General features: G+C 48.1%; 15 protein-coding genes and 1 pseudogene. 10 read left to right on the forward strand and 6 right to left on the reverse strand.

Going from position 1 to position 11367, the window contains the following annotated elements:
* The first annotated feature begins 115 nt into the window (after positions 1–115).
* The 4 genes and pseudogenes from ACFQPF_RS12040 to ACFQPF_RS12055 all read left to right on the forward strand — a co-directional run bounded on the left by ACFQPF_RS12040 (position 116) and on the right by ACFQPF_RS12055 (position 1838).
* Entirely contained in the window at positions 116–679 is a 564-nt protein-coding gene (locus tag ACFQPF_RS12040; protein WP_379749954.1) for a 2'-5' RNA ligase family protein, read from the forward strand.
* Positions 676–843: a hypothetical protein gene (locus ACFQPF_RS12045; RefSeq protein ID WP_379749956.1), complete on the forward strand. Its 168-nt coding sequence runs from the start codon at positions 676–678 to the stop codon at positions 841–843. The genes ACFQPF_RS12040 and ACFQPF_RS12045 overlap by 4 nt, the downstream gene beginning before the upstream one ends.
* A gap of 326 nt (positions 844–1169) precedes the next feature.
* A pseudogene (gene fosB, locus ACFQPF_RS12050) lies at positions 1170–1604 on the forward strand (metallothiol transferase FosB).
* Positions 1605–1610: 6 nt separating this feature from the next.
* Positions 1611–1838, forward strand: coding sequence for a hypothetical protein (locus tag ACFQPF_RS12055; RefSeq protein ID WP_379749958.1), 228 nt, complete (start codon positions 1611–1613; stop codon positions 1836–1838).
* Between the two features lie 43 nt (positions 1839–1881).
* Here the strand turns inward: ACFQPF_RS12055 and ACFQPF_RS12060 are convergent, their stop codons facing one another.
* From ACFQPF_RS12060 to ACFQPF_RS12070, 3 genes are all read right to left on the reverse strand, one after another.
* Entirely contained in the window at positions 1882–2556 is a 675-nt protein-coding gene (locus ACFQPF_RS12060) for a hypothetical protein (RefSeq protein ID WP_379749960.1), read from the reverse strand.
* A gap of 64 nt (positions 2557–2620) precedes the next feature.
* Positions 2621–3523, reverse strand: a complete 903-nt coding sequence (locus tag ACFQPF_RS12065; protein WP_379749962.1) for a diacylglycerol kinase — start codon at positions 3521–3523, stop codon at positions 2621–2623.
* A gap of 146 nt (positions 3524–3669) precedes the next feature.
* Entirely contained in the window at positions 3670–3849 is a 180-nt protein-coding gene (locus ACFQPF_RS12070; protein WP_379749964.1) for a hypothetical protein, read from the reverse strand.
* 261 nt (positions 3850–4110) lie between these two features.
* On the opposite strand from ACFQPF_RS12070, the gene ACFQPF_RS12075 reads away from it, so the two are divergent.
* The 6 genes from ACFQPF_RS12075 to ACFQPF_RS12100 all read left to right on the forward strand — a co-directional run bounded on the left by ACFQPF_RS12075 (position 4111) and on the right by ACFQPF_RS12100 (position 8838).
* Positions 4111–4938, forward strand: coding sequence for an ABC transporter permease subunit (locus ACFQPF_RS12075; protein WP_379749966.1), 828 nt, complete (start codon positions 4111–4113; stop codon positions 4936–4938).
* On the forward strand, positions 4935–5864 hold the full coding sequence (locus ACFQPF_RS12080) for a hypothetical protein (RefSeq protein WP_379749968.1): 930 nt from the start codon (positions 4935–4937) through the stop codon (positions 5862–5864). The genes ACFQPF_RS12075 and ACFQPF_RS12080 overlap by 4 nt, the downstream gene beginning before the upstream one ends.
* The gene (locus tag ACFQPF_RS12085; protein ID WP_379749970.1) at positions 5861–6826 is read left to right on the forward strand and encodes an ABC transporter ATP-binding protein; all 966 of its coding nucleotides are present in this window, start codon (positions 5861–5863) and stop codon (positions 6824–6826) included. Before ACFQPF_RS12080 ends, ACFQPF_RS12085 begins: the two co-directional genes overlap by 4 nt.
* On the forward strand, positions 6823–7743 hold the full coding sequence (locus ACFQPF_RS12090) for an ABC transporter ATP-binding protein (protein WP_379749972.1): 921 nt from the start codon (positions 6823–6825) through the stop codon (positions 7741–7743). The genes ACFQPF_RS12085 and ACFQPF_RS12090 overlap by 4 nt, the downstream gene beginning before the upstream one ends.
* Positions 7744–7761: 18 nt before the next feature.
* Positions 7762–8250 carry a GNAT family N-acetyltransferase gene (locus tag ACFQPF_RS12095; RefSeq protein WP_379749974.1) on the forward strand — a complete coding sequence of 163 codons (489 nt, stop codon included), beginning with the start codon at positions 7762–7764 and terminating at the stop codon, positions 8248–8250.
* Positions 8251–8394: 144 nt separating this feature from the next.
* A complete protein-coding gene (locus ACFQPF_RS12100) occupies positions 8395–8838 on the forward strand; it encodes a DinB family protein (RefSeq protein WP_379749976.1) in 444 nt (147 codons plus the stop codon).
* Between the two features lie 48 nt (positions 8839–8886).
* On the opposite strand, the gene ACFQPF_RS12105 is transcribed toward ACFQPF_RS12100, so the two are convergent.
* The 3 genes from ACFQPF_RS12105 to ACFQPF_RS12115 all read right to left on the reverse strand — a co-directional run bounded on the left by ACFQPF_RS12105 (position 8887) and on the right by ACFQPF_RS12115 (position 11084).
* On the reverse strand, positions 8887–9294 hold the full coding sequence (locus tag ACFQPF_RS12105) for a nucleotidyltransferase substrate binding protein (protein WP_379749978.1): 408 nt from the start codon (positions 9292–9294) through the stop codon (positions 8887–8889).
* Positions 9263–9601, reverse strand: coding sequence for a nucleotidyltransferase domain-containing protein (locus ACFQPF_RS12110; RefSeq protein ID WP_379749980.1), 339 nt, complete (start codon positions 9599–9601; stop codon positions 9263–9265). Before ACFQPF_RS12110 ends, ACFQPF_RS12105 begins: the two co-directional genes overlap by 32 nt.
* Positions 9602–9734: 133 nt before the next feature.
* The gene (locus ACFQPF_RS12115; protein WP_379749982.1) at positions 9735–11084 is read right to left on the reverse strand and encodes a lysine N(6)-hydroxylase/L-ornithine N(5)-oxygenase family protein; all 1350 of its coding nucleotides are present in this window, start codon (positions 11082–11084) and stop codon (positions 9735–9737) included.
* Positions 11085–11367: the final 283 nt, after the last annotated feature.

Here is an 11367-nt window from a genome sequence, read left to right on the forward strand (position 1 = left end):
TGGTTTGCTTTTCTGATTGTAGCATATGTGGCGAGGGTGTCCAAATAGAGGAAGGGATTTCATGTTCTGCATCGAAACTAGTTGGAATAACTTCAAGAACAGAAAGTGAGTGTGTATGATGTACGCGGTTGAACTGTTTTTTGACGAGAAGCTGGAGCACGGTATCCGGATGATATGGGACGGCTTGAAAAGTGAAAGGATTACGCCAAACATGGCGGATATAAAAGGGTTGCGGCCGCATCTTACATTAGGCGTGTATGATGCTGCATTGCCGGCAGAAGAGTTTGTGGACGCATTTCAGACGTTTGCGGGTGGACTGCGTTCATTCAATGTAAACTTTGAGACAATTTCGTTTTTTTCCTCTTCCTCTGTTGTCTTCACCCCGCCGAGGATGACAAAAGACCTTTTTACACTGCACCAGAATTATTATCAAGCATTGGGATCGTATAACGAGCATGCGCACGAGCTCTACCTGCCTGGCAGGTGGGTGCCGCACTGCACACTTGCGATGGAGCTGAATAACGGGCAGTTAGTGGATACTCTTCGTTACTGCAGCGAGCATTTCCAAGCAATGAACGGAAGATTGACAGAGATTTGTGTAGAGAAAATGGAAGTGAATGATGAAGGTCATGTGAGTGAGAGGTTATTTTCAGTTCCTTTGAAAGGAGAACGCGAATGAATAAAGACCTCCTTGAATACATAAAGGTTGCATGTCTCGTCATCATGGCAGTTAGTTTATCTGTTTTGGCATGGAATTCCGTGCAGCTCGTCTCAGAAATAGAAGAGGTCGGCGTTCAGATATCGTATATTAATGAAGTACTGAATAATATGATGACTAATTGATTTTCGGGTTTTAACTTTATTGAATGGGAAGTGGTGACTTGAAGCTAAAAGTTATACTTGCTGCTCCATTCCTCACCAAGTATGGCCTTGAGAACACATGTCTTTTTTCTCGGATATCCAAAATCCTCCATTCTTACAGAGTTTGTTGAAGACAACTATCACAATAACATGGATAAAAAGAAGTTTGCTGAGCTGGATGCCACAGCATACACTCTAACCAAGCCTCCAATTGAAGAAGCGACGGAGGGTGAATGAAGAAACTTCCTTGTTAGGAAATATGGATTTTTGTATTTTGCAGCATATTACGGCGAAGCTTAAATGAGGTGATGTTGTTGTCTCGTTTCTCGATCAATCATCTGCTGTTTTCGGTTTCAGATTTGGATCGGGCGATACAGTTTTATCAAGATGTGTTTAGTGCGAAGCTGTTGATGAAGGGACGCAGCACGGCTTATTTTGATTGTCATGGCTTGTGGCTGGCGTTGAACACGGAGAGGGATATCCTGCGTAATGAGATTCATTAGTCGTACACGCATATCGCTTTTTCAGTGGAAGAGCACGAGCTGGAGCAGCTACAGAAAAAGCTGCACCATTTAGGCGTGAACATCCTCCCTGGACGCGAAAGAGATGAAAAAGATAAGAAATCACTCTACTTCACCGATCCAGATGGCCATAAGTTCGAGTTTCATACAGGCACGCTGCAGGATAGGCTGGATTATTACCGGGAAGACAAGGCGCATGTAGAATTTTTTGATGGAGAGTGATGGAGGATGGACAAACACCGTACGCAGATTTCTAATACGCAAAATGAAAGAGATGACGGTGCCGTTTACTCGCCTATCGAGGATTTGCAGCGGGCTGAAGGCAATGCGCCGCTAAATCGGGAGGCTTTTCGTCGTGTGGGCGGACTTCCCATGACGGTTCAAGTCATTGGCTACGTTTTGTTCGGATTACTGTTTGCAGGAATTGGAGCAGTGTTATTGCTGAATGTCTTGTGAAAATAAACACGACCAAGGCTATCTGGTCGTGTTCTCCTTTTCGTTATGTCCCTTGAATCTCCGTTTTCAAGACAAGACAATTTTGACATAAATAAAAGTAAAGGACCATCTCACCGAACAAGAAAGAAGTTACTGAGATAAGATCCGGTTCACCAAGGTCTTCCGTCAGTGCTCCCACATACATCATGTCCCCTTTGCATTTCGGGCACGCTAAATTCTGAGGGACGTCATTATACAGTGGGGCACCCAGCAATCGGCATATGTACTCTGTGCCAAATAAATCGTAGGCGGTGTCGTAATGCGCTTCATCCAGCGGTATGTCATCAATCTTCATCTCTACTAATTTCAAACGTGTTTTCGGAAGAGGGACAAGCAGCCGGTCTTCATCATCCTCCGTCCAGTTCTCTGTATTGTCTTGTCTCAAAACGTGCAACGCTCGTCCTTCGTTGCTTAATTGAAAATATTGAGGCTCCCACACCATCGCACAGTTCAGACAGGAAACGAACGGCAGCCTGCTCAATCCCTCCGTTTTTAATTCGGAAAGCCTTGGGTCCTTCAGGTCAAAACAAATGATTTGATGCATCTTCGTGCCGCAAAGCTTACAAATAGGAACATCGCCATCCTCACCGCCAAAAACATGAGCATACTCGTCCGCCCCTTCAACGACTCTATACCCTTTCAAGCCTCTCCATTGCTCTCCATAAGGTCTTGGCTTCATATTCATCCCCCCAATACTTAGAAAAACCACCTATTACGAGGTGGTTTTTTACAAAGAAGTGGTATTAAATCTTCAATCGCTCTTTAGGAACGAGCATCGTGAAGTGGTGGTGCAGGTTGACGAATTCGCCTGGCAGGACGCCGCCTAGCTCGCCGTCGAGGTTGATTTGCATCTTCTCGCGCGGTGTCACTTTAACGCGCTTTGCTTTCGTGTAGATCACGTGCTCGTCGTGAATGTGTTCGCCGCGGATCGCAAGTGTCGCGATGCGGACGAACTCGGCGAGGCTCGTTTTCTTTAATATGATCAGGTCGAACATGCCGTCGTGAAACTCGGACGCTGGCGCGAGCTTTTCAAAGCCTCCGACAGAGTTCGTGTTCGCCACGAGGAACAGCATGACCTCGCCTTCAAACTTCTGCTCATCGTATTCGATCTCGACGTATGTCGGCTTGATGGACGGCAGCATCTCAATCCCTTTAAGGAAATACGCGAGCTGGCCGATCATCGTCTTCAGCCGGCTTGGCACTTCATAGGTGAGCTCGGTCATACGGCCAGCACCTGCGATGTTGATGAAATAGCGGTCGTTCACTTTTCCGATATCGACTGGCATCTCGATGCCGTCGCAAAGCACGTCACATGCGCCGTCGATCGTGCGCGGCACGCCTACGGCACGGGCGAAATCGTTCGTCGTCCCGACCGGTATAATGCCAAGCTTCGGGCGGTTCTCGAGTCCTGCGAGCCCATTGACGACTTCATAAATCGTCCCGTCGCCGCCAGCTGCAATGACAAGGTCAAAGCCTCTCTCGCCCGCAAGCTTTGCTGCGTTCTGTGCGCAGTTTGGCATAGGGGTAGTCGCATGGCATGATGTTTCATAACCGGCGTTCTCGAGCCGGTCTAATATATAGGGAAGCTGTTTCTTTATCGTTTCTCTTCCTGATGTTGGATTGTAAATGAGTCGTGCACGTTTCATCCTTTTTCACCTGAATTCATGACTTTTTAAAAGCTTTAACACAAGTCTTTCTATCTATAACTAGAAAAACAGCCCTATCAATTCGGACTGTTTTCTATATCCTTCTATATTATAAGAATTCCTGGTGAAAAAAGCAAAAACCGAATTTAAATATCGGTTATTTTTTCCAAAAAGATAAAGTAGGCTGCCGCTCCGATCCAGATGATGCCTGAGAAAACCAGCACCGCTGTCATGCTTTGCTTCTTCAGTGCCCAGTATGCCTGGATGCCCGTCAGGACGAGGAATGCGGCGATCAGCAGCCATAAGCTGCCACTCTCTTCCGGCATTGTCTCACTTCCTTTCCGCTTCGCTTTTGGAGATGATGGTCCTAAGACCAATGACATCGGGGTCCGGTACCACAAGGTTTCATACCTTGTACTGTCAGCGTTTTAAGGGCAGGTGTACCGGACCCCAAGCTTTGATCTTATTTACAAATTGTACCCTGTACGAGTGCTGTTAAACTTCACAGGATTATTAAAAGAGTTTTAAGAATTTTCTAATTATGTTACAATTATTACAAATTAAGGAAAACAAAGGGGGTTTTAAAATTGGATTTCCCTTGGAAAAGCTATGGCCGCAAGCTGCGTTCTTTGTTGATTGGCATTGTATTAATATCCTTGCTGCCTTCCATCCTGCTGCAGGGATGGATGCAAAATACACCGAGTGTCTGGGATTACCGGGTTGATCAGTACACGTACCCGCTTTTCCCCGAAGTGTTTGAGAAGTTCGGTTATTCTATGACGATTTTTGGTGGTGCGCTGCTCGTTGGCATCGTGTTTGCACTTGTGATGACGTTTATGACGACGATCATGCCGTCCTTTGCCAAAGGCTTGCTGACACGAACCTTCACGTTTCTTGAATCGTTTCCTGATCTGTTTATCGTTTTTCTGCTTCAGCTTTCTGTCGTTTACATCTACAAGCAGACGGGTTATTTGGTCAGCAGTGTGTCAGCGTTCATGAACCAGAAGATTTACCTTCTGCCCATCATAACGCTGTCACTCCTCCCGGCTCTGCAGCTGTTCAGAATTACCTTCCTTCTAATGGAAGAGGAACGCGGCAAAGCCTATGTGAAGGTGGCAAAATCAATGGGGCTTGGCAGCATGTACATAACCGTCCACCATATCTTCCGCAACCTGATCAGTAACTTGATCAACTATTACAAAACCATTTTTATTTTTATGCTGTCGAACCTGTTCATTGTCGAGATTGTTTACAACCTGCATGGCATCATGACGATCATGCTGCACGCACGCGGTGTGGCACTGGCGGCGACTATTTTGGTGCTCGCGCTGCCATTTTCCCTGCTGTTTGAGTACATCGATTACAAGCTGCGTGTTCATCGCGGTATGGATGCAGAAATGGAGGAAGCCGCATGATGGCATGGAAAGTCGTGAAACAGCCGTCCTTTTTAATTGGATTCTTGTTTATTGCTGGACTGTTAACCATCAGCTTCACGTTCGAGAGATTTTACCAAGTACCAGAAAAAGTCGAATTCTTGTATAACGATCAAGGCTTCGTTTCCAAAGTGGCCCCGTTCTCACCAAGTGATGTCCCTCCGTTTGGAACAGACCGCAGGGGGCAGAGCATGTTCCACTTGATTCTGGATGGCGCGAAGTACACCGTACTGTTTGCGGCTGGCATCGCCGTCCTGCGCATCGCGCTCTCGGTCCTGATCTCATTCTTTTATTACCGCATGAACACGAAGACGGGCTCGTTCATCGAGGACCTTGTCGAGTCATCCATCTACATGCCCACCGCGATTCTTGCGTTCATTTTAATGGAGCCGCTGTTCATGGCCGATCCTTCCGGCGGATTCCGAAAGCTAAACGAAATTGTGACGCTGCAATTTTTGATCCTGACCGGTATCGGCGTGCTGCCGCTGATTTCTTTTTTCTCTAAAGACATCAAGAGCATTATGAAAAAAGATTATATTACCAACACGGTCGCCCTTGGCGCTTCCTTGCCCTACGTGTATGTCCGGCACGTGCTGCCAGAGCTTGTCACGAAATGCCTCGTGCTCACCGCACAGAACATGATCCAAGTGCTCATCATCCTCTGCCACCTTGGCGTCCTGTCCGTTTTTATTGGGGGTGCTGAAGTCCTTATGGAGGGCGATCCGATGGAGCCAACTCCAGCCTTTTACCCGATTGCCGGGGAATGGTCAGGCTTGATCGGCCTCGCGTTTCGCGAGCTGCAGACCGCGCCATGGCTTGTCCTTCTTCCGCTCGCCTTTTTCGCGGCGACGATTTATGCGCTGAACCTGATCATGCAAGGCATACAGAATGTGAGGGATGCCAAATGAGCGAACTGCTGGAAATTAAAAATCTTTGTATTGGTTTCCCACATAAAAGCGGCGAATTTACCGCCGTTCGGGACGTGTCGCTGACGATTAGGAAAAATGAAACCGTCGCTGTTGTCGGTGAATCGGGATCTGGAAAAAGCTTGACCTCCCTTTCTGTTCTCGGATTACTGCCCGAAAACAGTGCGGTGAAATCCGGGTCCGTCCTCTATAACGGGCGCGATGTGCTCTCTTTTTCCAAAAAAGACTGGCAGCAATACCGCGGCCGTGAGGTGTCGATGATCTTTCAGGACGCGATGGCCTTGCTGAACCCAGGCATGAAGGTTGGCCGTCAAATTGCTGAAGGCCTTCATTATCATAAGCTGATGGACAGGAGCGAACAGAGGGTGGCGGTGCTCGAGCTGCTGCGGCTTGTCGGGTTCGCTGATCCAGAGCATGCGTATCACCAGTATCCGCATCAGCTCTCAGGTGGGATGAAGCAGCGCGTGATGATTGCCCTGGCCGTCTCATGCAAACCCAAGCTCATTATCGCCGACGAGCCGACGACCGCACTCGATGTGACGGTGCAAAAGCAGGTGCTCGATCTGCTGAGCTCGTATAAGGAAGAGACGGGAACATCGGTCTTGTTGATTACACATGATCTAGGTGTCGTTGCCGAGTATGCGGACCGGGTGAACGTGATGTACAGAGGGCAGATCGTCGAATCATCAGATGTCTACACCCTGTTCGACTCCCCGCTTCATCCATATACAAAAGCACTCATGGCGAGCATCCCGGCCATCGGCTCTACACCTGAACGGTTGAAAAGCATCCATGATTACATGGTTGAGTCAGGCGGACACAACGGCATGCAGTTCGCTCCCGCCACATACGGCGCCTCGCCGGCAGACGAACCGCCGTCAAGACTCGTGGAAGTGGAACCCGGGCATTTTGTCCGTTTTTTTAGGGAAGGAGCGGTTGTATGAGGGAAGTCGTGTTATCTGCTCAGCACCTGTCCAAGTACTTTATATCCGGCAAACATATTCATAAAGTCGTTGACGGCGTGTCATTTTCCGTTTACCGTGGAGAAACGCTCGGCATCGTTGGCGAATCAGGCTCTGGCAAGACAACGCTCGGCCGCACACTCATGCGGCTGTATGAGCCGGACCAAGGCGAGATCACGTTCGACGGCCACGATATCACCCATCTAAAGCGGAAGAAGCTGCGGTCCGTACAGCGCGACTTTCAGATGATTTTCCAAGACCCGTTTGATTCCCTGTCGCCACGCATGACGGTTGGCGAGATCCTGGCTGAGCCGCTCATCATCCAGAAAAGCCACTCGCGGCCTGAGCGTTCCAAGCTCGTTTCTTCTTTTCTCGATAAAGTCGGGCTTCCGCAAACAGCGAATCATAAAAAGATTCACGAGTTTTCTGGAGGCGAACGGCAGCGTGTGGGCATCGCCCGTGCACTGATCGTGCAGCCGAAAATGGTCATTGCCGACGAGCCGGTCTCAGCGCTCGACGTCTCCGTACAGGCGCAAATCTTGAATTTGCTGAAAGATTTGCAGGCTGAGCTGTCGCTCACCTGCCTGTTTATCTCGCACGATTTGAACGTCGTCCATTACATGAGCGACAGGGTGGCCGTCATGCGTCACGGTCACATGCTCGAACTCGCTACTAAACAGCAAATCTATGAAAATCCCGTCCATCCGTACACGAAATCGCTGCTTTCCGCGATTCCGGTGAACACGCCGCACAAGAGGGGCATGATTCGCGAGGTCATTGAACTGCCCCCGCGTTCTCTACATCCGCCGCACCTGATTGACATCGGCGGCGGCCACCTCGTTGCAGCGGACGTCATCACGATTGACAATTATCGTGTTAAAGAGACGCAAAACGTTTAATAGAAAGAGTGAGTATGTATGAAAATAGTTGTCCGGTTCTCTGATGAAAAAGACTTGGACGCCCTGATGGCCATCGACAACATCGCCTGGGTGAAGGGCACGACACCGAGCGAGCGCATTCATTGGGACAGCGTTGAGTCGTTTCGGAACGAATACCCGCCAGGCAGCATGCTCGTGGCAATGTACGGTGACACAGTCTGCGGCTATATTCAGCTTCAGAACGTCACGCCTCTTCCTTCAAACCGCCATGTTTGCGAGCTCGCGATGGCTGTCCATCCTGACCATCACGGCCGCGGCATCGGCCAGGAACTGATGCGCCATGCAGAAAACTGGGCGCGCAGCATGGGGAAAACGAAGCTTTGCCTGCGCGTGCTCTCCTGCAACGAGAAGGCGGTGCGCTTTTATACGAAATGCGGCTTTTTGGAGCAAGGCCGTCTCGTCGGTGAATTTGACATCGACGGCGAGCTTGTCGACGATCTGCTGCTCTACAAAATGCTTTTACACTAATATCCACATGCTCCCCCTCTTCTCCAATACTCGAGATGGAGGGGATTTTTAGAATACATATTTTTCATTTGCTCGTCTCCCCGTTATGAAAACGGCATAGCTAGCATAAGCTGTAACAATGTGTACGTTTGGGGAGGGATCGAAATGCAGACAGTGGCGAACAAGTTATTGTTTTGGCTGACCGAGGTGCCGCAGCAGTTCAGCCGGTTTTCGGAATCAGAGGCGTGTGTGAAGGCGACGCCCGATAAATGGTCGAAAAAAGAGATTCTCGGGCATTTGTGTGATTCGGCGATCAACAATTTAAGCCGGTTCGTGCGGGCGCAGTGCGAGGCAGAGCCCGTCATGATAGCGAAATATCAGCAAAATGACTGGGTGCGCGTGCAATGCTATGAAAAGATGGGCTGTGAGGAGGTCTGCTCGCTCTGGCTGACGCTGAACAAGCAGATCGCGCGGGTAATTGCGAACATTCCAGATGATAAGCTGCGCACCGCATGCTGTGTCGGCAGCAATTCGACCGTTTCCCTGCAGTGGCTGATTCAGGACTATTTAGAGCATATGGAGCATCATTTGAAGCAGATTTTTGAGTGAGTTTTTGGGACCGCCTTGAGGGCGGTTTTTTGATTTACTCCAAGGTCATCAGTCTAACCTTTTCATTTCCTCTTCCACCTTTTCACATAGAGAGGAGAGCAATTCACTATGATGCGTCTTAATTTTTCCATAGATAAGCTTGGCTTGATCCTCGTCATAAAGATGAGACGTTTTGTTTCTATCAATCATCATATCAAGCCAATGTTCCTCGTCTTCAATTAATCCATACGTAAATGCTTCCTTAATGGTGGATCTTGGGCTTTTCACATCCGTAATACCTGTGTATTCTAAGAACATTTTCATCACTTTCCAGCTAAGTTCAAACGTAAACTCAAACCTTTGAATTACCCCATCGTAAACGATATCATCATCAATTTGAATGCCTAGCGCATCATTCAGCCTTGCCGACGCACGCTTGAAATCGTTAAGCTTCTCGTAAAGCCTCTCCTTGTTCATAAATAATTACTCCTTCTCTCTGAATATTAGAAAGTAGTTTTACTTTTGTCAGACGATTAATGAAAAGCACATCAATTTTTAATAACGTTGACAGCTCGTGAATGGATTCTTCTATTAAATTTTGTTGCGTATGAGAAAGGTTTCTCGTAAATACAGCTAGATCAATATCGGACGTTTTATGGTAGTCTCCTCTTGCTCTGGATCCAAATAGAATGACTTTCTCAATTTCCTTATGGTGTATGCAGTAGTCATGCAGTTCACCGATAAAACGGTTTGAAATACCTGTTGCCTTCCAATACGCCTCCACAACAACTGTCACCTCGTTTTTATTTCGTTTATAAATCTATTTTATCATTTCTCCCTCTATTTTATATATCCTTGTCCAAGCTAAGCTATTTCAAGCTTTTCATATAAAAAAGCATCGGCTTATACCGATACTCTTAGACTGTATGTCGACCTAAAAATTGCTTCAAGCTTACTTTCTCCCTACATTCCATCCCAGAAGATATGCCAAATTGCTGAAAGACATTTTTCTTATTCACCTTATAAACTTCTTTTCCGTAAATTTTGTTCAGGATGACGGCGTTTCGGTGGGCGCCGAGGCCGAGGTCGCCGGATCCGACGCCGTGTGTGTGCAGCTCGCCGTTTTGGATGAAAATATGATTGTCAGTGAGACCCTTTGTCTTCAGCACATAATCTTGCGTGATCTGATAACGGCTTTGCTCGTCCCAGTCAATTTTGTCCTGCATGCTCATGAGAAAATGCGGGAACGCCGGCGCGTAGCCGGTGCCAAGAATGACGACATCAGACTGCATGTCAAACGCTTCATCCGACACATTTTGCCGCAGACGCAGCACGTGGCCCGCCCCCGACTTCTCCATCTCCACAAGCTCTGTCATTGCCTGAAGTGAGATGTTCAGCTTTTGCCCGCCGACCGATTTCTCGTAAAGCAAATCATAGATTTCGGCGATTGTTTCCATGCTGATGCCTTTGTGAAGCAGATCCTGCTGCGGGACAAGCTCATCCTTTTTTTGCTGCGGCAGCTCGTAAAAGAAGTTCGTATAGTCCGGCGAAAAGTATTCAAGACCGAGCTTTGAGTATTCCATCGGAAAGAACCCTTTGGAGCGCGTGAACCAGTTTAACGAAAAGTGATTCTGCTGTTTGGCGAGATCAAGGAACACCTCTGCCGCACTCTGTCCGCCTCCGATTACCGTGACGGCTCGCGCGCCTTCCAGCAGCTCGTCCTTCTTGTCCAGATACTGCGAAGAGTGAATCACTTTAGGGCCGAGGTGTTTTTCTAAATATGATGGAACGCTTGGGCTTAGTCCGATTCCGACGGCTAGATGACGGGTCCAGTACGTTTCCACCTCGCCGGTCTCTTCTGATTTTACGACCACTTCATACAGGTTATCGACCGGGGTGACCTGCTCGACCGCCATGCCGAACCGGCACGAGTTCAGCTGGTCCGCTACCCAGCGGCAATAGTGGTTGTACTCGGTGCGCGGGATGTTGAATTTTTCAAGAAAATAAAAATGATACAGCCGGTCATGTTCCTGCAAGTAATTGAGGAAAGTGAACTGACTTCTCACATCGGCCATGCTGATAAGGTCGGCAAAGAACGGCACCTGCATGGTCGTGCCGTCGATCAGCATGCCTTTATGCCAGTTAAACTCTGACTTCCGCTCAAAAAACAGCGCCTCTTTACCGCCTTTTTCCTGCAGCATCGCCGCGAGTCCTAAGTTAAACGGTCCGATGCCGACTCCAATCATGTCATAAATTTTGCTGCTCATCCGCTCTCCATCTCCTCTTTAACGCTTCATATCGCTTGTATCGCTTCGTTATTGTGTTTCGTATATTCCCCGTGTGAGCGGATGATAATCAACATTACTTTGGGCTCGGCCGCAAATTTTCTGTTCTTGCCCGCAAATTTAAATTCTCGTCCAAGAACCCTCAACTTTCGCCCGTAAATCGTAAGCGTAAAATTAACCACACCTTATAATCACTAAAGCCCCATAGGATAATGAGCTTATCTTATCTAGAGAGGGGCTTTTTTATTTGGAAGAACAACAACAA

The sequence above is a fragment of the Fictibacillus iocasae genome (assembly GCF_042665465.1).
Classification (GTDB): domain Bacteria; phylum Bacillota; class Bacilli; order Bacillales; family Fictibacillaceae; genus Fictibacillus; species Fictibacillus iocasae.